This is a genomic window from Algoriphagus halophilus (genome assembly GCF_900129785.1).
In the GTDB taxonomy this organism is placed as follows: Bacteria; Bacteroidota; Bacteroidia; order Cytophagales; family Cyclobacteriaceae; genus Algoriphagus; species Algoriphagus halophilus.
The window spans coordinates 95,398-115,010 of record NZ_FSRC01000001.1 but is presented as its reverse complement, the minus strand read 5'-3'; the positions used below and the strand labels follow the sequence as shown (position 1 = coordinate 115,010).

The 19,613-nt window shown below is 40.5% G+C and carries 20 protein-coding genes; 12 read left to right on the top strand and 8 right to left on the bottom strand.

Features of this window, described 5'->3' with window-relative positions; all coding sequences use genetic code 11:
• Window positions 1–276 precede the first annotated feature (276 nt).
• Window positions 277–759, top strand: coding sequence for a Cif family virulence factor (locus BUR11_RS00545; protein ID WP_074222907.1), 483 nt, complete (start codon window positions 277–279; stop codon window positions 757–759).
• Between the two features lie 421 nt (window positions 760–1,180).
• On the opposite strand, the gene ettA is transcribed toward BUR11_RS00545, so the two are convergent.
• On the bottom strand, window positions 1,181–2,860 hold the full coding sequence (gene ettA / locus BUR11_RS00540; RefSeq protein WP_074222906.1) for an energy-dependent translational throttle protein EttA: 1,680 nt from the start codon (window positions 2,858–2,860) through the stop codon (window positions 1,181–1,183).
• A 130-nt stretch (window positions 2,861–2,990) separates the two neighbouring features.
• Between ettA and BUR11_RS00535 the strand changes: the two genes are divergently transcribed.
• The gene (locus tag BUR11_RS00535) at window positions 2,991–4,238 is read left to right on the top strand and encodes a DUF349 domain-containing protein (protein WP_074222905.1); all 1,248 of its coding nucleotides are present in this window, start codon (window positions 2,991–2,993) and stop codon (window positions 4,236–4,238) included.
• Window positions 4,239–4,322: 84 nt separating this feature from the next.
• Complete coding sequence (locus BUR11_RS00530; protein ID WP_008202749.1) at window positions 4,323–4,544, top strand: DUF2795 domain-containing protein; 222 nt, start codon at window positions 4,323–4,325, stop codon at window positions 4,542–4,544.
• A 36-nt stretch (window positions 4,545–4,580) separates the two neighbouring features.
• Here the strand turns inward: BUR11_RS00530 and BUR11_RS00525 are convergent, their stop codons facing one another.
• The 5 genes from BUR11_RS00525 to queA form a co-directional block, all read right to left on the bottom strand.
• Window positions 4,581–5,300 carry a LytR/AlgR family response regulator transcription factor gene (locus BUR11_RS00525; protein WP_074222904.1) on the bottom strand — a complete coding sequence of 240 codons (720 nt, stop codon included), beginning with the start codon at window positions 5,298–5,300 and terminating at the stop codon, window positions 4,581–4,583.
• A complete protein-coding gene (locus BUR11_RS00520; protein ID WP_234982034.1) occupies window positions 5,297–6,337 on the bottom strand; it encodes a sensor histidine kinase in 1,041 nt (346 codons plus the stop codon). Before BUR11_RS00520 ends, BUR11_RS00525 begins: the two co-directional genes overlap by 4 nt.
• A 31-nt stretch (window positions 6,338–6,368) precedes the next feature.
• Window positions 6,369–7,196, bottom strand: coding sequence for a LiaF transmembrane domain-containing protein (locus tag BUR11_RS00515; protein ID WP_074222903.1), 828 nt, complete (start codon window positions 7,194–7,196; stop codon window positions 6,369–6,371).
• Window positions 7,197–7,318: 122 nt separating this feature from the next.
• Window positions 7,319–8,002 carry a 2-C-methyl-D-erythritol 4-phosphate cytidylyltransferase gene (locus BUR11_RS00510; protein WP_074222902.1) on the bottom strand — a complete coding sequence of 228 codons (684 nt, stop codon included), beginning with the start codon at window positions 8,000–8,002 and terminating at the stop codon, window positions 7,319–7,321.
• A 109-nt stretch (window positions 8,003–8,111) separates the two neighbouring features.
• Window positions 8,112–9,161 carry a tRNA preQ1(34) S-adenosylmethionine ribosyltransferase-isomerase QueA gene (queA, locus tag BUR11_RS00505; protein ID WP_074222901.1) on the bottom strand — a complete coding sequence of 350 codons (1,050 nt, stop codon included), beginning with the start codon at window positions 9,159–9,161 and terminating at the stop codon, window positions 8,112–8,114.
• Between the two features lie 126 nt (window positions 9,162–9,287).
• On the opposite strand from queA, the gene BUR11_RS00500 reads away from it, so the two are divergent.
• Complete coding sequence (locus BUR11_RS00500) at window positions 9,288–10,535, top strand: ABC transporter permease (protein WP_074222900.1); 1,248 nt, start codon at window positions 9,288–9,290, stop codon at window positions 10,533–10,535.
• 72 nt (window positions 10,536–10,607) lie between these two features.
• Here the strand turns inward: BUR11_RS00500 and recA are convergent, their stop codons facing one another.
• Window positions 10,608–11,630, bottom strand: a complete 1,023-nt coding sequence (gene recA, locus BUR11_RS00495) for a recombinase RecA (protein WP_074222899.1) — start codon at window positions 11,628–11,630, stop codon at window positions 10,608–10,610.
• Between the two features lie 177 nt (window positions 11,631–11,807).
• On the opposite strand from recA, the gene BUR11_RS00490 reads away from it, so the two are divergent.
• The 8 genes from BUR11_RS00490 (at window position 11,808) to tsf (ending at window position 18,138) form a co-directional block, all read left to right on the top strand.
• On the top strand, window positions 11,808–12,599 hold the full coding sequence (locus BUR11_RS00490) for a DUF3108 domain-containing protein (RefSeq protein WP_074222898.1): 792 nt from the start codon (window positions 11,808–11,810) through the stop codon (window positions 12,597–12,599).
• A 151-nt stretch (window positions 12,600–12,750) separates the two neighbouring features.
• Window positions 12,751–13,440 carry a response regulator gene (locus BUR11_RS00485; RefSeq protein ID WP_074222897.1) on the top strand — a complete coding sequence of 230 codons (690 nt, stop codon included), beginning with the start codon at window positions 12,751–12,753 and terminating at the stop codon, window positions 13,438–13,440.
• A 1-nt stretch (window position 13,441) separates the two neighbouring features.
• A complete protein-coding gene (locus BUR11_RS00480; RefSeq protein WP_074222896.1) occupies window positions 13,442–14,518 on the top strand; it encodes a sensor histidine kinase in 1,077 nt (358 codons plus the stop codon).
• Between the two features lie 77 nt (window positions 14,519–14,595).
• Window positions 14,596–15,306, top strand: a complete 711-nt coding sequence (locus BUR11_RS00475; protein ID WP_074222895.1) for an RluA family pseudouridine synthase — start codon at window positions 14,596–14,598, stop codon at window positions 15,304–15,306.
• Window positions 15,307–15,489: 183 nt separating this feature from the next.
• Complete coding sequence (gene rplM / locus BUR11_RS00470) at window positions 15,490–15,933, top strand: 50S ribosomal protein L13 (RefSeq protein ID WP_074222894.1); 444 nt, start codon at window positions 15,490–15,492, stop codon at window positions 15,931–15,933.
• A 10-nt stretch (window positions 15,934–15,943) separates the two neighbouring features.
• A complete protein-coding gene (gene rpsI, locus BUR11_RS00465; protein WP_074222893.1) occupies window positions 15,944–16,330 on the top strand; it encodes a 30S ribosomal protein S9 in 387 nt (128 codons plus the stop codon).
• A gap of 33 nt (window positions 16,331–16,363) precedes the next feature.
• Window positions 16,364–17,125 carry a 30S ribosomal protein S2 gene (gene rpsB / locus BUR11_RS00460; RefSeq protein WP_074222892.1) on the top strand — a complete coding sequence of 254 codons (762 nt, stop codon included), beginning with the start codon at window positions 16,364–16,366 and terminating at the stop codon, window positions 17,123–17,125.
• Window positions 17,126–17,307: 182 nt separating this feature from the next.
• Window positions 17,308–18,138, top strand: coding sequence for a translation elongation factor Ts (gene tsf / locus BUR11_RS00455; protein WP_074222891.1), 831 nt, complete (start codon window positions 17,308–17,310; stop codon window positions 18,136–18,138).
• Between the two features lie 76 nt (window positions 18,139–18,214).
• Here tsf and BUR11_RS00450 read toward each other — a convergent pair whose 3' ends face one another.
• Window positions 18,215–19,504 carry an aminopeptidase P family protein gene (locus BUR11_RS00450; RefSeq protein ID WP_074222890.1) on the bottom strand — a complete coding sequence of 430 codons (1,290 nt, stop codon included), beginning with the start codon at window positions 19,502–19,504 and terminating at the stop codon, window positions 18,215–18,217.
• Window positions 19,505–19,613 lie beyond the last annotated feature (109 nt).

Sequence of the window (19,613 nt, the reverse complement as noted above, 5' to 3'; positions counted from 1 at the left end):
TTTGTGTAAAGTTAGTCTTGAACTTCCTACCTACTTACAGGCACACAACCTAAGATTTCTCAGCCATACCTCATTTGAGGTTTAAAAATTGATCAAAAGCTTTTTGAACGGCACTTTTTTGAATTGAACAAAGGTAGAAGTACCTGAAATTCTTATTTTTAAGAAAAACACTCCGCCTACCTTACTTTTGGGATTGTGATAGGTACGCCTTTGATTTTTGGAGTTACATGTATTCAAGTTTTGGCACAAATAAGATTGAACATTAAAATTACCGTTATGAAAAAATTAATTATGCCTTTATTCCTTTTAATGGTTTCATGTAGTATGAATGATAAAGAAGAATCAATCATCGAAAAAGAAAATGATTTCGATGTTGAAGTGGAGTTGGTTAAAATAGAAGAGTCCCGATCAGCATTTCAGTTAGCAATTAAGGAAGGTAGACCTGGCGATTTGAAAAATTATGGAATAGATGTCATCGCTTCGGATCCGGACTGTGGTCCCTGGGCAGAATTTAAAGAATTAAGAAGAAATCCTAAAGGCAAATTTAATTATGACAGCTTGGTGATGAGGCCAAGAGAGACAGTGATTGTTAGCGATAGCATTGCGTATGATTTTGGAACTAGCTCCACCTATTATACCAATGAACAGGGCGAGCCAGTTGAAATTATCGCAACCTTTCTTGCAATTATGAAAAAAGACAAGCGTGACGGAGTTTGGAAACTTCATAGGGAAGTAGGCAATACAAGAGATTTAGAATAAAAATATTGCCCTCAACACAAATAAATACAATGGGATGAAATCAAAACTGATACCTCCCCTTAATTTAAATAAATTCTCACACGGAGACCACAAGGGAATGCTCCAAACAGTCATATTCTTTTACCTGGATACTATTCATTTGAAATAGATTTGATCGAGAAAGTTCTATTCCTTTTGATCATTTTTTGGGATTACAACTGTAATTTTATCGGGTAAAGAAGAGCGGAAAGAAAAAAAAACTCCGAAATCTTCTCGATTCCGGAGGTTCACATTTTTCAGCTATGATGCATTATCAAAAAGGTTTATCAGTTATCCCTCCTTCGAAATGACCTGACTACTACTCTGCTTGCTGATCACTTAGACTTCACACTGCGATTATCTAATTCAAATAATACTTTCGAGGTCCCAAAGACCTCAAAGGTTATTTTAGATTTTTATATCGAATCCGCTTCGGTGTCACATCACCCAGACGCTTTTTCTTGTTCTCTTCGTAATCGGAGAAGTTTCCTTCAAACCATACCACTTCAGAATCTCCTTCAAAAGCCAGAATATGCGTACAGATTCTATCCAAGAACCAACGGTCGTGGGAAATGACTACGGCACATCCTCCGAAGTTCTCCAGAGCTTCTTCCAAAGCTCTCAGGGTATTTACATCCAAGTCGTTGGTTGGTTCATCGAGTAACAACAAGTTGCCGCCTTCTTTTAGTGTCAATGCCAAATGAACCCGGTTACGCTCTCCACCAGAAAGCACTCCTACTTTCTTCTCTTGATCTCCTCCACCGAAGTTGAATTTAGATACATAAGCTCTTGAATTCACTTCCTTGTTACCTAGCTTCATCAGCTCATTTCCTTCCGAAATGGTCTGATAAACCGTCTTATTAGGGTCCAAAATATCGTGTCCCTGATCTACATACGCTAGTTGTACAGTCTCTCCTACTTCGAAATTACCGGCATCTGGTTTCTCCTGTCCTGTAATCAATTTGAAAAGGGTGGATTTACCTGCACCATTGGGGCCGATCACTCCGACAATCCCACCTTGTGGCAAAGCGAAAGTCAGATTTTCGAACAAGAGTTTATCTCCATAGGCCTTAGAAACACCATTTACCTCAATCACTTTGGCACCCAATCGTGGTCCTGGTGGGATAAACAATTCCAGTTTCGCTTCTTTCTCCTTGGCTTCCTCTCCTACCAATTTATCATAGGCACTCAAACGTGCCTTTCCTTTGGCCTGACGGGCCTTCGGAGTCATTCTGATCCATTCCAGCTCCCGTTCCAAAGTCTTCTGTCGCTTGGACTCTGTTTTCTCCTCCTGCTTCAATCGGTTTTGTTTTTGGTCCAACCAAGAAGAGTAATTGCCTTTCCAAGGAATACCTTCCCCACGGTCCAGTTCCAAAATCCATCCTGCCACATTATCCAAGAAATAACGGTCGTGTGTCACGGCAATGACCGTTCCTTTGTAATTCTGTAAATGTTGCTCCAACCAGTGTACCGATTCAGCATCCAGGTGGTTGGTTGGTTCGTCAAGTAACAAGACATCCGGTTCCTGTAATAAAAGTCGACATAGTGCCACTCTTCTTTTTTCACCACCTGAAAGGTTGGCCACGTTGGCATCACTAGGAGGAAGTCGCAAAGCATCCATGGCTTTGTCCAGCATGACATCGAGTTCCCAAGCGTTGGCAGCATCCAGTTTTTCCTGTACCTCTCCTTGTTTGGTGATCAGTTTATCCATGGCATCCGGGTCCTCCATCAAGGCAGGATCCATGAACTTCTCATTGATCTCTTCAAATTCTTTTAGCAAAGCAACCGTCTCGGCTACAGCCTCTTCCACTACCTCTTTCACAGTCTTAGAAGGGTCTAATTGAGGTTCCTGCTCTAGCATTCCTACGGAATACCCTGGAGACCAAACTACTTCACCTTGGTATTCTTTATCCTTCCCAGCGATGATTTTCAGCAAGGAAGACTTACCGGAACCGTTGAGTCCGAGGACCCCAATTTTAGCTCCATAAAAAAATGAGAGATAGATATCTTTTAATACTTTTTTCTGCGGCGGATAGATTTTTGAGACTCCAGCCATAGAAAAGATGATTTTTTCTGCACTCATGTGGTATATTTTGCGTTACAAATTCACTAAATGGTAAAGATGGCAAAAAAACCCCTTTCTTAGGATAAGTGCTTTTGAATTAATTAATTTGCCAAAAATTGGAAACGACCACCTAACCTACTGTAGAGCAATGGAGCATCCGTATGGATATATAAAGGATAACAAAGTTTATTTAAAAGGATTTTTAGGTCAGGATGACAGAGTGATTGGAGAGGTTAAGGAAGACGAAGCCTCCACGATCAGCTATTTTGAAGCGAGATTCGATCAACTCAAGGAGAAGGTCGAAAAGCTAAAATCCGATATTCAAGAAAACCAAAACAAAGGTTCTTTTTTGATGAAGTTGATTCATCTGAGAGATTCCTTAATGCAAGCGGATGCCTTGGGCGATTTTATTCCGCTGATTGAGGAACTCAATAAGGAAGAAGAATACCTAAGTGAAATCATCCAGGCCAACCGTTCCAAAAACTTGGAAGTTAAGAAAGCATTGATTCTGGAAGCAGAAGAAATGAAAGACAACACGGACTGGAGAGAAACCACTGAGGCTTACAAGGATCTCAAAATGCGTTGGATCAAAACAGGTCCGGTGGAAAAAGAGTTGGAAGAGGAGATTGAAAAGAAATTTAATGATGCCGTTCAGCATTTCTTCGAGAATAGAAGACATTATTACGAAGGATTGGCTCTACAGGCGGAAGAAAATATCAAAGTATATGAAGCCTTGGTGGTGCAAGCCAGAGAGGCGCATGATTTCCCAGATGCCAAAGTAGCTTTTGAAATCAGTAAAAAAATTCAAAAGGAATGGAAAGCATCCGGAAAAGTCCCTGCTGAAAAACGTCAACCTTTATGGGATGAATTTTCCAGACTTAATAACCGGATTTTCTCCAGGTACAAGCGGACCTTGAATCCAGGGCCATCGATGCATCCTAGAGAGATCATTCGAAAGGCGGAGCAGCTGACGGACGAAATCAAGAAGTTGGCAGGTCAGCCTACTTCCTATGAGTTGATCGGTCAAGCCAAAAAAATTCAGGAAGAATGGAAGAAACTTCCGATGAGAAAGCCGAAAGAAGTGAATTTGACGGCAAGATCATACCAATTCTTCATGGATATCGTTTTCGAGAAAGCTTTTTTGGAAAAACTCGTACACGGTAAATACGAGGGTTTTGACGAAAAACCTGCAGAAGAGCAAATACAAATAAAAATTGCTTTATTAAAGGATCTACTTCATAGAGATCAGACTGAATTGGACACGGCACAGAGTAATTCTGATAATTTCCGCATTCAGACTCAGGATTTTGAGATTATGATGAGAAAAAAACTTTCAGGACTGAAAAGAAAAGTGGATGTAAAAAATTATATTTTGAGACAACTTTCTTTTAAATAATCAGTACTTGATTACATATTTCAAAAAAAAGATAATTTTGCAACCCTATTAAAATCCGGAACACCTATTAATTAAATAAACACTATGTACTGGACACTTGAACTTGCCTCTTATTTAGAAGATGCTCCCTGGCCTGCGACCAAGGATGAGTTAATTGATTACGGCATCAGATCTGGCGCGCCACTTGAAGTGGTCGAGAACCTCCAGGAATTAGAAGATGACGGCGAACCTTATGAAACTATTGAGGAAATTTGGCCTGATTATCCGACCAAAGACGACTTCTTCTTTAACGAGGACGAATATTAAATTGAGAGCCCTGGCTAGCCTGGGGCTTTCTACTTTTCATAATCCTAGTACCTGCCTAAGTCGAGAATAACCCGATTTACTGACTGGCACTTGCTTCCCATTTCTGAGCTTAATCAAGAAATTCTCCCGCTCATAGGGTTCAATTTGGGTCACTTCATTTAAGTTGACCATAAAAGACCTATGCACTCTTGAAAATCTGGAGGGATCCAATACTTCTTCAAGGGATTTCATGGTCATCTTTTTCAGGTATTTTCCTTCTTTCACATGAATGGCGATGTAATCGTCTTCAGCTTCAAAATACAGCACCTCTTTGATCGGAATGATCTTGATTTCATTCTTTACCCGCACTACCAATCGCGTGCTTTTCTCTGCCAATTGATTTACCCCCTCCTGTAAAACCTCCGGGGATTGATTGAGGTATTTCTCAATAGCCTGATTAAACCGAGATTGGGAAAACGGTTTCAGTAAGTAATCAATCGCTTTCGAATCAAATGCCTTAAGCGCATATTGATCAAATGCAGTGGTAAATATGACTACCGGTGGCTCATCCAACAATTCCAACATTTCAAAGCCGGTGATTTTAGGCATCTGAACATCCAAAAAAATCAGATCCGGTTGATGAGTTTGAATTGCTTTTAATCCCTGAAACCCATCCTGACATATTTCCATCACTTCAAATTGTGGAAATGCTTTTAAATATTCCTGTACGATGGAAGCCGCTAGTGGCTCATCATCTATGATTAGTGTTTTGATCATTTCAATTGTGGAATTTTAAGCGTTACTGTAAATCTCCCTGCATTGGAATCTGTCTTCAGCAAATCCGTTCTTCCAAAAAGTAATTCAAGTCTTCGTTTGACTGAACTCAATCCAAATCCCACCCCTGAAGAGGGAGTGCTTTCTTCATCAAAAGGGTTGGCAATCTGGATCATCAGGTAATTTTGTTCCTTGAAAGCTTTGACCTGAATATCCACGTCTCCTGTAAGACCATATAAACCATGTTTAATGGCGTTTTCCAACAAGGGTTGAACCAAGAGTTGCGGAAGCCTTAACTCCTCTGAGAGCTCTCCAGAATCGATCTCCACATGCAAGCGATGTCCGAACCTGACACGCTCGATGTCCAGGTACATTTTCAGATACCCCAACTCCTCTTCCAGGCTTACCCATTCTTTATGATCTTTTCGAATGGTCCCTCTCAAGAAATCGGAGAGTTGGAGTACCATTTCCCTGGCTTTTTGAGGTTGGGATACCACTAGAGCACTAATGGAATTCAAACTATTGAACAAGAAATGAGGCTGCAATTGCTGCCTGATGGAAGTCAACTCAGCTTCCCTGGAAAGTTGGTTGATTGTGGCTTCTCTTTTTTGCGTTTCCTCCTGAAGCTCCAGTCTGGAGATCACCAAAGCAATAACCGCTACCAGAATTTCAGGTACGGCTAAAAATGCCCAACGGAGGTAAAAACTCTCCTGAAGCAGCTCTAAATAAAAAATCTCTTCACTAAAGAGCCATTGAAGGATCATCTTGTGCACCAGAACTCCTACGAAGCTCAATACCAAGGGAATACTGAAAAGCAACCAACTGTTTCTTCCTTTGGGCATGTAAAATCCAAAAATGATCTCCAGTACAAATACCCCAGCCAAAAACACTCCAGTATACGCCAGCGCATCCGGCCAAGCAAGATTGGCTTCCACTCCAAAGTTTCTCAAAATAAAAAAGCATCCCAGAAACCAACCAAAGGCGGTTCCTGAGATGATGTATTTGATAAGCTGGGGTTTTGTAAACGCCTTAAAAATCAAAATTTCTTTGCTTTAGTTGGACCGAATTTCATTAATAAGATTTGATTTCCAAACCTCCGAAGAGCACCGTTCCTTTTAAGATCAACACTTTCTCCGGATCGATCATTGAATCTCTGTACACACGCTTATCGTCAATACCAGCAGCGATATTGCTTACCTCCGATCTAACATCCCAGTGCGGTGGTACTACCAATTTCATACCTCCAAAAATAACATCCACCTGAATGGTTACCGGTCCCTGAATATCCGCTTGGGTCAAATCCAAATCAATCCCACCGAAGGCAGCAGTCAATTTACCTCCTTTGAGGTTCTTGGTCAAGATTCGCTTATTGACCCCGCTTAGGATGGCATCGATGTTTAGCGTATCCGAAAAGGAGGCACCAGACATGTTTCCAAAACTTGATTTAGCACCAGTCCCAGAATCTGTTTTGGGATCAGAAGGATCTTCTACGACCTCTTCATTGGAAGCCCCCAACGTGCTTTTCTTTTGATTGACTTGCCATTTGGCCTGAATATCCCGAATCAAATCTTGTTCTTTTTTCTTTTTGGTAATCAGGTACACTCCCAGTACAATTAAGGCGATTGGGAAAATGTATCGGTCTAAGGCGAGACTAAAACCAAATTCATTTCTCAATAAGAAATAGGAACCCAGAAAAAGCATAAAGCCACCAAAAAGACTTTTAAATTCGTGCTTGATCAAGGTAAACAAACCTATAGCGATTAATATCATCGGCCAAGTGAGGACCCAAGAAGGAATAAAAATGCCTACTTTTTTAAGTAAAAGAAGAACACCGATTATCAGGATTACGAATCCGAATATGATGCCTCCGTCGTTGCGTGGAGAAGAATAATTTTTCATGACAGCATTGATTAAATTGATAATCAAATGTATCTCTATCCCCTTAATCCAGAAACGACAAATAGGCCAGGTGAATCCGAAGGTCGGTAAGCGCCACTAAAAAGTCGGTAAAAATGAAAGGGTCATTTTGCTTTTCCCTGAGAAAGCAAAAATTCCCCGTAGGCCAAATCTTCCGGAGTGGTAATTTTGATATTCTCCAAATTCCCTGCAATCAAAGACACTTGCCAGCCCTGATGTTCGTAAACGGTGGCATCGTCGGTAAACTGAGGGATTTCAGTCACTTGAAAAGCCTTTTTGATTTTGGACAACAAGAAGGTCTGAGGGGTTTGTACCAATCTAAAATCCTGTCTTTCCTGGTAACAAGACTTGCCATCGTCTCCTAGCTTTCTAATAGAGTCTTTCAGTGCAATGACAGCAATGCCACTTCCGGATTGCAAGGCTTCCCGGAAGGAATGCTCAATCACCTCTTTTTTAACAAAAGGACGAACCCCATCATGGATTGCTACCAACCCTTCTTCCCATGTCAGGGTATCCAAGCCATTTCGTACCGATTGAAACCTTGAATTACCACCAGCAACTAGCACGTGTGGTATTTGGAATTGGTATTGGTCGCATAAAGCTTCCCAATAAGAAAAATCGGTTCCAGGAATGACAAGAATCAATTTGATGGAGGAATCTACCTCATGAAAAACCCGGAGTGTCCGCATCAATACCGGCTCTCCTCCAATTGGCAAATATTGCTTGGAAATTGGTGCACCCATGCGGGTGCCTTTACCTCCTGCAACAATAACCGCTGCTTTGTTCATTTTGTGAATTTTGTGACAAAAGTATCTAAATCTGTCCGATTAGATTTTCACTGCAAATTATCAAACCATCAAGAAATAAAAAAAGCTCCCAAGGGGAGCTTTCAATTTATTAGAGGATCAACATGGCATCTCCGTAAGAGAAGAAGCGATATTTTTCCTTGATGGCTTCTTTATATGCTTTCATCACCAAATCATAACCTCCGAATGCTGATGCAGTCATCAACAAGGTAGACTCAGGTAAATGGAAGTTAGTGATTAGTGCATTTGCAATTTTGAATTCGTAAGGAGGAATGATGAATTTATCTGTCCATCCTGCGCTAGCTTTCAATCTGCCATTCGCAGTTACGGAGGATTCTACCGTCTTCAAAGAAGTAGTACCTACAGCCACTACGCGTTTTTTCTCATCCAACGCTCTGTTTACCAAAGCTACAGTCTCCTCAGGAATGCTGTAATTCTCTGAATCCATTTTATGTTTGGTCAAATCTTCCACATCAACTTGGCGGAAAGTACCCAATCCCACGTGTAAGGTAATCGGAGTTACGTCTACTCCTTGAAGTTCTAATCTCTTCAATAAATGTGGGGTAAAGTGCAAACCTGCAGTAGGTGCTGCCACCGCTCCTACATTCTTTGCAAATACAGTTTGATATCTTTCTCTATCTTCTGCTTCTACTTTTCTTTCGATAAACTCTTTCAACAAAGGAGTTTCACCTAAAGAATCAATGGTCTTATGGAATTCTTCTTCCGTTCCATCAAAAAGGAAACGGATAGTTCTTCCTCTGGAAGTCGTATTGTCAATGACTTCTGCCACGAGGTCAGAATCTCCAAAGTACAATTTATTTCCTACTCTGATTTTTCGAGCAGGATCCACTAGGACATCCCAAAGTCTCAGTTCAGAATTCAGTTCTCTCAATAAGAAAACTTCGATTTCTGCACCTGTTTTTTCTTTGTTTCCGTACAATCTGGCAGGAAATACTTTGGTGTCGTTGGTGACGAAAACATCACCTTCACCGAAGTATTCTACGATATCTTTGAAAACTCTGTGTTCGATTTTCCCTGTGTCGCGGTGCAATACCATCAGACGGGATTCGTCTCTGTTTTCAGTTGGATAAAGGGAAACCAGTTTTTTTGGAACGTCAAATTTGAAATCCGATAATTTCATAGGAAAGCTTTAGTAGTCTGAGCTTGATTTGTTTATTTTAGATTAACTCTAAAAAATGCAAAGATAATAACAATAATGCCCAATTTCAGCTATCTTAACAAATTGTTTTAACCAACTATATTAAACATGCTCTTTTTCCAATTGACTTGGGAGAGTTTTCGGTTCGCATTAACTGCCTTAAAAGCCAATATAACTAGAACTATCCTCTCTCTATTAGGGGTTACGATCGGCATCTTTGCCATCATCGCTGTATTTACTTTAGTAGATTCTTTAGAGAATAATATTAAATCTTCTTTTTCGTTTTTGGGAACCAACGTGATGCGGGTGGATCGTTTTCCTTTTGCCAGCGGACCTCAGGACTACCCTTGGTGGAAATATTTCCGGAGACCTCCGGGAACCCTCTCTGAATATCGTTTTCTTCAAGAGCGTTTAAAATCCGCTGAAGCGGTTACTATTTCTGCGTCTGCCAGCACTACAGTTCAGGCAGGCAGTAATGCGTATCAAGGTATGCAGTTGACCGGAGTGGAATACACCTACCCTGACGTTTATGACCTACCTTTGGAAGAAGGGAGATTTTTCTTGGAGTCTGAGATCAACGCTTCCAGAAACCTGGCCATCGTAGGTAGAAAAATTGCCAATACCCTGTACCCTAACCTCCCGATTTTAGGAAAGGAAATAAAGATCAAAGGAATCAAGTTCACCGTCATTGGAGTTTTTGAAGAGGAAGGCGAAGGACTTTTTGATGCACCATCCAAAGACGAGGCTTGCGTGATTCCATATGGAGCATTCAGTAAAATGTTTTACACCGGGAAAAATGGAATTGAACCGACCATAGCCGCAAAAGGAAAAGAAGATGATATCGGTTTGGTAGCTTTGGAAAATGAATTAACAGGATTAGTCAGAGCCAAAAGAGGTCTGAAACCTACTGAAGAGGATAACTTCGCCTTGAATAAGACTGAGTTTATTCAAAATGCCATCGGCTCTATATTCGATGTAATTTCCATTGCAGGCTGGGTGATTGGAGGATTCTCCATATTGGTCGGAGGATTTGGAATCGCAAATATCATGTTTGTGTCAGTCAGGGAGCGAACCAATATCATCGGTATTCAAAAATCTTTGGGTGCCAAAAACTACTTTATTCTATTCCAATTTCTTTTTGAATCGGTCTTTCTAAGTTTAATTGGAGGGGCCACCGGAATCTTGATCGTGTTTGGCCTGAGCTTTATTCAGCTGGGTAGTTTGGAGCTGATTTTATCCTTTAAAAATATTGTGCTTGGCCTGGGTGTCTCCTCCATTATTGGGGTAGTTTCCGGGATTGTTCCAGCTACACTTGCTGCCAGAATGGATCCTGTGGAAGCCATCAGAACGACGTAAGAATATTAATTATAAGACAAAAAAAAAGGGAGGCTTGACGCTTCCCTTTTTCATTTCACGAATAGTATTCACTTATTCTTTTATTTCTTCAGCGACCGCTCCTAATCCTGCTGCTGCTTTAATTTTCACTTCCAATTCTTCCATTAACTCAGGATTATCCAAAAGAAGGTTCTTCACAGAATCTCTTCCCTGTCCCAGCTTTTCTCCATTGTAGGAGAACCAGGAACCTGCCTTCTTAATAATATCGAACTCTACACCCAGGTCGATGATCTCTCCCACTTTTGATATCCCTTGACCATACATGATATCAAATTCTACGACTTTGAAAGGAGGAGCAACTTTGTTTTTCACCACCTTCACTCTGGTACGGTTTCCTAAAATATTGTCAGCGCTTTCTTTGATTTGGCCGATTCTACGGATATCCAATCTGACAGAGGCATAGAATTTCAATGCATTACCCCCAGTTGTGGTTTCAGGATTCCCAAACATCACCCCGATTTTCTCTCTCAGCTGGTTAATGAAGATACAGGAACATCCTGTTTTATTGATCGCTCCAGTTAATTTTCTCAAGGCTTGAGACATTAATCTAGCTTGCAATCCCATTTTGGAATCTCCCATGTCCCCTTCCAGCTCTCCCTTGGGAACCAAGGCAGCAACAGAGTCAATTACGATGATGTCGATGGCGCCAGAACGAATTAAATGTTCGGCAATTTCCAAGGCTTGTTCCCCATTGTCAGGTTGGGAAATCAACAAGTTTTCTGTGTCAATCCCCAATTTTTCGGCATAGGTTTTGTCGAATGCATGTTCAGCATCAATAAACGCAGCTAAACCTCCGGCCTTTTGGGCTTCGGCGATACAATGCATGGTGAGTGTGGTTTTACCAGAAGATTCCGGTCCATAAATTTCGATCACCCGGCCACGCGGAATCCCTCCCACACCTAGCGCCATATCCAGTCCTAGAGAGCCCGTGGAAATAGCAGGAATATCCAGTACTTTGTTGTCGCTAAGCTTCATCACAGTACCTTTTCCATAGGTTTTCTCCAATTTATCAATGGTAAGTTGGAGCGCTTTTAGTTTTTCTGCGTTATTACTCATGAGTTTTATTTTAAGAATCTATTGTAGGTGAATTTAGTTAAACAACATGCGATAACCAAAGAAGGATCAGCCATTGTTTTCGATGGGCAAATTCGTAATTTTATTCACCAAACGACGCTTTTTTCCGTAATACCTTATGAAAAACTTATTTTTTGTCAGGTATTGTCAATAAAATTTATGAGAAAACTATCCGGAATTTTTTTCTTGATCCTAATTCTGTGGAGTTCCAATTCATTTTCCCAACAATACCCATTAAATGAGGCCTTCACTTTTGGTGAGGAGCTCAACTTTGAAGTGAGCTATGGATGGCTGAATCTTGCGGATGCGAAGTTGCAAATCAATAGACGTTCCCAGACCCAAAACAACCGTCCCCATTATAAAATAGACGTGTATGGAAAGACCAAAGGAGCCGCTACGATTTTCGGAAGAGTCAATGACAATTGGGGAACCTACTTGGATACCAATACCATTCAACCTTCCGTATCGTATAGACATATCGAAGAGGGAAAGTACAGGAAACATGAAAAAGTGTACTTTGACCAAGCCAATAATAAAGCATTGGTAGAACTCTATGAAAAGGATAACAGGACGCTCAAGAGCGTGAAAGAATATGATTTGCCAGGAACAGTCCAGGATTTGGTCAGTGGATTTTACTATTTAAGAACACTGGATTTAAGAAAGCTCAAGCCTGGAGAAACGATTTTAATCAAAGGTTTCTTTGACAAAGAGATATATAACATAAAGTTAATATATGAGGGCACTGAAAAGCTGGAAACCGAAATTGGTGAGAAAGAGACTTATATATTCTCTCCCCAACTCCCCAAAAACAAATTGTTTCGAGGAGAGTATCCAGTAAAAGTATGGGTTACTAAGGATCAGAATAAAATCCCTGTTAAAATTAAGGCCAATCTATTTTTAGGGTCATTGAATTTTGACATCATCAATGCAAAGGGATTAAGAAACAATTAAGTAAGATTCGCTTAACCTTTGCTTAACCTCTCCTTTTGAAAACAGAATAAATCATTGGAAACCTAAAAAAGCGCTACCATATCCCGCTTTTTATTTGGCTTCAATCTTCAAATATTCCTTATTTTTAAGCGAATTATTAAGAAATGCTAGCATGAGCGATAAGCAAAAGATAAAAGTTCTCGTAGTAGATGATGAGCCAGACATTGTAGAAATCCTAAAATACAATTTGCAAAAAGAAGGCTACGAAGTGGCTACTGCGGAAGATGGAATTAAGGCGGTGAAGGTAGCATCCAAATTTTTACCGGATGTCATTCTTTTGGACATCATGATGCCAGGGCAAGATGGCGTGGAGACCTGTTTACAGATTCGTCAAATTCCCGAGTTAAAAAATGCATTTGTCATCTTCTTGACTGCCCGAATGGAAGAATATTCAGAAGTGGCTGCATTTGATGTGGGGGCAGATGACTACATCACCAAACCTATAAAGCCTAGAGCCTTGATGAGTAGGATTGCGGCCTTATTCAGGAGAGAATCCAAAAAAGAACAAGAACAAACTCAGATCAAAATCAAAGATTTGATAATTGATAGAGGAAGTTATACGATCGATAAATCGGGAAAAACCATCACCTTACCGAAGAAGGAATTTGAATTATTGTATTTCCTAGCTAAAAACCCTAATATGGTTTTTAGTAGAGATGAACTTCTTCAAAATATCTGGGGAGCAGATGTGTTTGTTCTCGCAAGAACCGTGGACGTACATATCCGAAAAGTCAGAGAAAAAATTGGAGAGGACTATATCACTACTGTAAAAGGAGTAGGATACAAGTTCGACCTAGGCTAATATGCTAACTAATTCCCGGGGTATTGCGTTAATTCTTGCATTGGCCATCTCTGCGATGGTCGTTGCATTTCTATCCTTATTAAATGCAGTCGACACCACCATCTTGCTGGTGGCTGGGGCCATCTCTTTCTCTGTTGCCTATTTATTGACCAATATTACATTTGAATTTCTAGTCTTTAAGGAGATCGGAAATATCTATTCCTTATTGGAAAAAATACAAAAGAAGGATTTTTCCGAAATCAGCGACAAATATTCAAAATCCTCCATTTCTCCTTTACGGAGAATCAATAAGGTGATCAACTCCTATGCCTTGACCAAGCAGAAGGAAATCGAAACCCTTCAAAAAAACGAGGCGTTTCGAAGGGAGTTCATTGCAGATATTTCCCACGAATTAAAAACCCCGATTTTTGCTACCCAAGGATATATTCTCACGTTATTGGATGGAGCTATTGATGATAAGCAGGTGCGGATGAAATTTCTGAAACGTGCCGCAAAGAGTTTGGATTCCTTGGATGTATTGGTTCAGGATTTATTAACTCTAAACCAAATGGAAAGCGGAGTGATTAAATTCACCTTTACCCAATTTGATTTAAAGGATCTCATCCTGGAAGTAATCGATCAATTGGAACATAAAGCCTCCAAAAGAGATGTGGAGATCAAATTCAATTACGAGGAAGGCAAAAATTACATTACGACCGCTGACAGGCAAAAAATTTATCGGGTTTGCCAAAACCTGATTTTCAATGCTGTCAAATACAATAATAATAAAGGAGAGGTTAAGGTAACGTTGAAGACTAGCAAGAACAGTATTCAGGTGGACATCAAGGATGATGGACAAGGAATCCCGCCTGAGGACCTCAAGCGAATCTTCGAGCGATTCTATCGAGTCGAAAAAAGCCGATCCAAAAAAGAGGGCGGAACCGGTCTGGGCTTGGCAATTGTCAAGCATATTCTAGAAGGACATAAAAGCAAAATATCTGTGAGCTCCACGGTGGGCAAGGGGTCGATATTTAGTTTTTCACTTCCTTATGTCAAGACCAATTCAGCATCCGATAAAGAGAAGTCTTCAACTGACTAAATATTAATTGGATGTAAATTTTTTACCTACTTTTTTTTACCTACTTTTGCACCCTCTTTGAAGAGGCAGGAGAATCCATGAAGAAAATTGATTTTCAAAAACTTATTCTGTTTGAAAATGCGGATTACCTGGTAATCAACAAACCACCGTACCTATCGAGCTTAGACGATCGGCACGAAGCGCAGAACATACTTGACCTTGCCAAGGCACACACTCCCGATGCCCAACTGTGCCATCGACTGGACAAGGAAACGTCAGGCTGCCTGGTGATTGCCAAGAATCCGGAGGCCTACAGGCATTTGGCTATTCAGTTTGAAAACAGAAAAGTGGACAAAGTCTATCATGCGGTAGTGGAAGGGATTAAGGATTTCCAGAATGAACTGGTAGATCGAAACCTGGCCGCTACTAAAAAAGGAATCGCCAAAGTCACTAAAGATGGAAAGCCTGCGCAGACCTATTTCAATACGTTGAAAACATATTATGCGCATACGTTGGTAGAATGCAAACCTGTCACGGGCAGATTGCATCAGATCCGTGTTCATTTGGCTTACCTGAAGTCACCAATATGTGGGGACACTTTATATGGAGGCAAGCCTTTATTACTTTCTTCACTCAAGCGCCGATTCAATCTTAAGAAGGACACAGAAGAGTTACCTATCATGCAGCGGGTTTCTCTCCATGCCTTTTCTATTGGATTTGAGGGATTGGATGGTAAAAAGCTGAAAATTGAAGCACCTTACCCGAAAGATTTTCAGGTATTGGTCAAACAATTAGCTAAAACCGCTTAACCCAACTAATTCAAAATAAAAAGTATGGAAAATCGATCTCTAGAAGGGGATTTTGGGCTAAGCCAATGAAAATTAGGACTTAGTATTCAAAATATTTTGCATGAAAAATAAAATACTTCTATCTTTGTGTCCCTTTTTGAGGGTGAAATAAATTTAACAAGCTAAAAATTAAACAGTTACACAGTGGATACTTTGAGCTATAAGACCGTATCAGCCAATGCCGCGACTGTAGAAAAGCAATGGGTCGTAGTGGATGCCCAAGCTGCAGTTTTGGGTAGATTGGCAAGTGAGGTCGCAAAAATCTTAAGAGGTAAGACAAAGCCAAGCTTTACTCCTCACGTGGATTGTGGTGACAATGTCATCGTAATCAACGCAGACAAAGTCCGTTTGACTGGTGATAAGTGGAACTCCAAAGTTTATGTGAGACACACTGGATACCCAGGAGGACAACGCATTTCTACACCAAGGTTATTGAAGGACAAGTCTGCTTCTATCTTGGTTGAGAAAGCTGTAAGAGGCATGCTACCTAAGAATAGATTAGGAAGAAAATTATACGGCAACTTGTACGTGTATAACGGATCTGAACATCCGCACGAAGCACAGCAGCCTAAAACTATCACTCTTTAATCGCTAAATCATGGAAATGATCAATACAATCGGTAGAAGAAAGACCTCTGTAGCCAGAATTTACATGGCTCCAGGAAGCGGTCAAATCTCCGTAAACAATCAGTCAATCGAAGTTTACTTCCCATTTGATCTTCACCAGATCGTTGTGAAGCAGCCATTGGCTCTTGTTGGCGTGGAGGGTAATTATGATATTAAGATCAATGTAGACGGTGGTGGCATCAAAGGGCAAGCGGAAGCTGCTCGTATGGCTATCTCTAGAGCTTTATGTCAATTTGACGAAGAGCACAGACCAGCATTGAAAAAAGAAGGTTTCTTGACTCGTGACCCTAGAATGGTTGAACGTAAGAAGCCAGGACGTAGAAAAGCAAGAAGAAAATTCCAGTTCTCTAAACGTTAATCCGGAAGTTCTTCCTTTTATAAAAATATTATTATGGCCAAATTAGAATATAAAGACTTACTAGATGCTGGTGTTCACTTCGGACACTTGACGAGAAAGTGGGATCCAAGAATGGCTCCATACATTTTCATGGAGAAAAATGGTATCCACATCATCGATCTAAATAAAACGCTTGCTTGCCTCGACGAAGCATCTAACGCAATCAAGCAAGTAGTACGCTCAGGCAAAAAAGTGATGTTCGTAGCTACAAAGAAACAAGCAAAAGACCTAGTGGCAGCAGAAGCTCAGCGTCTTAACATGCCTTATGTAACCGAAAGATGGTTAGGTGGTATGTTGACCAACTTCGCCACTATCCGTAAATCATTGAAGAAAATGTCCGGTTTGGACAAATTGATGAAGGAAGAGTCTTATACTAACTTAGCTAAGAAAGAGCGCTTGATGATCTCCCGTCAAAAAGACAAAATGGAAGATGTACTTGGTGGTATCTCAGACTTGAGCAGACTTCCAGCAGCACTTTTCATTGTTGACATCAAGAGAGAACACATTGCAATTGCTGAAGCAAAGAAGCTTGGTATCCCTGTTTTCGCATTGGTTGATACGAACTCTAACCCGAACGAGGTTGATTTCCCAATCCCTGCCAATGACGATGCATTCAAATCCGTATCCTTGCTAGTGAAAGCGTTTGGTGCAGCTATCGAAGAAGGTCTTTCAGAAAGAAAGAAGGACAAAGAAGAAGCTAAACTTTCTGAAGAGGAAGAAGCTAAAAAAGCTGTGGACACTGAAACTAAAGGATAATCCACACTTGATTTGAAATATAAAAAATTGAACATGTGGCTTCGGCCTATGTTCAATTTTTTGTTTAAAAGACTATTAGAGCCAATCTAATCGTCAAACATTAATAATACAACCTTCGCCCTTCTTGTAAGGAAAGGTTCTCCAATAAAAATATTCTGTTTACTATTTAAACCGATAATACAATGGCAATTACTGCACAAGAAGTAAATAAACTGAGACAAATGACCGGTGCCGGTATGATGGATTGCAAGAAAGCTTTGACTGAAGCTGAAGGCGATTTTGAAAAAGCTGTGGACATCCTTAGAAAAAAAGGTCAAAAAGTATCAGCTTCTAGAGCTGATCGTGAAACTAAAGAAGGTGTAGTTGTAACAAACGTATCCGAAGACGGAACTAAAGGAACTTTGCTTTCTTTGACTTGCGAAACTGACTTCGTTGCCAAAAACGAAGAGTATGTTGCTTTCGCTAACACACTTCTTGACATGGCTGTTGCAGCTGGAGCTTCTTCTATTGAAGAAATCCATGCATTGCCTTTCGAAAACATCACTGTTGCTGAGAAAATCGTTGAGATGACTGGTAAAATCGGTGAGAAAATCGAAATCTCCAATTACGAGGTGATCACTGCTGAAGCAGTAGTTCCTTACATTCACTCTAACGGTAAATTAGGTGTATTGGTAGGATTGGTTAACACTTCTGGTGCTGATGTTGAAGAAGCTGGAAAAGACGTTTCTATGCAGATTGCTGCAATGAACCCAGTTGCTTTGGATAAAGACGGAGTAGATGCTTCTGTTGTAGAAAGAGAAATCGAAGTTGGTAAAGAGCAAGCTAGAGCTGAAGGTAAGCCTGAAGAAATGCTTGAGAAAATTGCGATGGGTAAATTGAACAAGTTCTACAAAGAAAATACTTTGTTGAGCCAAGTATTCGTTAAAGATAGCAGCAAAACTATTGCTCAATACCTTGACAGCGTAAGCAAAGGTTTGACAGTTTCTGCCTTCAAGAGAATCTCTATCGGATAATTCATCCCGATTCTAGATCATAAAAAAATCCCCTTCAATTAATTTTGAAGGGGATTTTTTATTTCTCGGTTTGAACTTAAGAGTTCATCAACTCCTCTATCTCCTCCGCCTCTATCGGAATATCTCCCATCAAGTCAAGATACCCATTCTCCTGGACGACAATATTGTTCTCCAATCGAATTCCCATTCCCTCGGCAGGAATATAAATTCCTGGCTCCACAGTAAAGACCATTCCTGGCTTGATCGGTCCATGCATCGTCCCTACATCATGCACATCTAATCCCAGATGATGGGAAGTCCCATGCATAAAATACTTTTTATAGGCTGGCCAATTTGGGTCTTGGTTTTTTACATCCGTCTGATCAATCAATCCCAATCCAATTAATTCGCTTTGCATGATCAACCCCACTTCCTTATGATAATCCTGTATATTTTGGCCAGGGGTAAGCATACTGGAAGCTTGATTCTTCACTCTTAAAACCGCATCATATACTGCTCTTTGTCTCTTGGTAAATCTTCCGTTCACTGGAATGGTACGCGTCATGTCTGCATTGTAGTTTCCATACTCTGCTCCCACATCCATTAAAATCAATTCACCATCCTTACACTCTTTGTTATTTTCCAAATAATGCAACACACAGGCACTACCCCCTGAGGCAATGATCGGTTCGTATGCAAAACCTTTGCTTCGATTTCTGACGAATTCATGCAGGTACTCCGCCTCAATTTCATATTCAGTCACCCCAGGTTTTACAAAAGACAATATCCTTCTGAATCCTTTGTTGGTGATATCACAAGCAATCTGCAGCTGATCGATCTCCTCCTGCTCCTTCACCCCTCTTAATTCATGCATAATAGGGGCAGCTCGCTCGTATTCATGCAAAGGAAATTGAGCCTTACAGGTCTTGATAAATCGGGCATCCCTGGTTTCGACCACCACACCTGCTCTCAGATGTTCATTGGTATTCAAGTACACCTGATCGGAGAGTGCCATAACTGTTCCGAAAATTTGATCAAAACTGGAAAGCCACTGGATATTTTGAATACCAGAAGCCGCTTCAGCCTCTTCTTTGGTATACTTATGACCTTCCCAAATAGCGATCAGCTCGCTGGTTTCTCGAAGGAACAAGACCTCTCTCATGGCTGGATTGGGACAATCAGGAGCCAATAATAAAATCGTTTCTTCCTGATCTATTCCGCAGAGATAAAATAGGTCGTTATTTTGACGAAATTTCATCGTCCCATCTGCATTGGTAGGCATGATGTCATTTGCATTGAAAATGGCTACACTGTTCTTTTTCAGTTTAGCTGCAAATTTGGCTCTATTTTTTATGTATAAACTCTGGGGTAATGGTTGATATTTCATAAATCCTTTCTGATTTTTTCAAAGCCGAAGTTACTAAAATCTGCTTCAAAAGGAGAGGAAAACAAGGTGGGAAACAAATTGATGCTTTTCTTTGTATTTTACCGAGAAG

Bases quoted from the DNA above. Each gene is read 5' to 3' on its own strand.
- BUR11_RS00545 (WP_074222907.1), top strand. From the start codon at position 277: ATGAAAAAATTAATTATGCCTTTATTCCTTTTAATGGTTTCATGTAGT.
- ettA (WP_074222906.1), bottom strand. From the start codon at position 2,860: ATGAGTGCAGAAAAAATCATCTTTTCTATGGCTGGAGTCTCAAAAATC.
- BUR11_RS00535 (WP_074222905.1), top strand. From the start codon at position 2,991: ATGGAGCATCCGTATGGATATATAAAGGATAACAAAGTTTATTTAAAA.
- BUR11_RS00530 (WP_008202749.1), top strand. From the start codon at position 4,323: ATGTACTGGACACTTGAACTTGCCTCTTATTTAGAAGATGCTCCCTGG.
- BUR11_RS00525 (WP_074222904.1), bottom strand. From the start codon at position 5,300: ATGATCAAAACACTAATCATAGATGATGAGCCACTAGCGGCTTCCATC.
- BUR11_RS00515 (WP_074222903.1), bottom strand. From the start codon at position 7,196: ATGAAAAATTATTCTTCTCCACGCAACGACGGAGGCATCATATTCGGA.
- BUR11_RS00510 (WP_074222902.1), bottom strand. From the start codon at position 8,002: ATGAACAAAGCAGCGGTTATTGTTGCAGGAGGTAAAGGCACCCGCATG.
- queA (WP_074222901.1), bottom strand. From the start codon at position 9,161: ATGAAATTATCGGATTTCAAATTTGACGTTCCAAAAAAACTGGTTTCC.
- BUR11_RS00500 (WP_074222900.1), top strand. From the start codon at position 9,288: ATGCTCTTTTTCCAATTGACTTGGGAGAGTTTTCGGTTCGCATTAACT.
- recA (WP_074222899.1), bottom strand. From the start codon at position 11,630: ATGAGTAATAACGCAGAAAAACTAAAAGCGCTCCAACTTACCATTGAT.
- BUR11_RS00490 (WP_074222898.1), top strand. From the start codon at position 11,808: ATGAGAAAACTATCCGGAATTTTTTTCTTGATCCTAATTCTGTGGAGT.
- BUR11_RS00485 (WP_074222897.1), top strand. From the start codon at position 12,751: ATGAGCGATAAGCAAAAGATAAAAGTTCTCGTAGTAGATGATGAGCCA.
- BUR11_RS00480 (WP_074222896.1), top strand. From the start codon at position 13,442: ATGCTAACTAATTCCCGGGGTATTGCGTTAATTCTTGCATTGGCCATC.
- BUR11_RS00475 (WP_074222895.1), top strand. From the start codon at position 14,596: ATGAAGAAAATTGATTTTCAAAAACTTATTCTGTTTGAAAATGCGGAT.
- rpsI (WP_074222893.1), top strand. From the start codon at position 15,944: ATGGAAATGATCAATACAATCGGTAGAAGAAAGACCTCTGTAGCCAGA.
- rpsB (WP_074222892.1), top strand. From the start codon at position 16,364: ATGGCCAAATTAGAATATAAAGACTTACTAGATGCTGGTGTTCACTTC.
- tsf (WP_074222891.1), top strand. From the start codon at position 17,308: ATGGCAATTACTGCACAAGAAGTAAATAAACTGAGACAAATGACCGGT.
- BUR11_RS00450 (WP_074222890.1), bottom strand. From the start codon at position 19,504: ATGAAATATCAACCATTACCCCAGAGTTTATACATAAAAAATAGAGCC.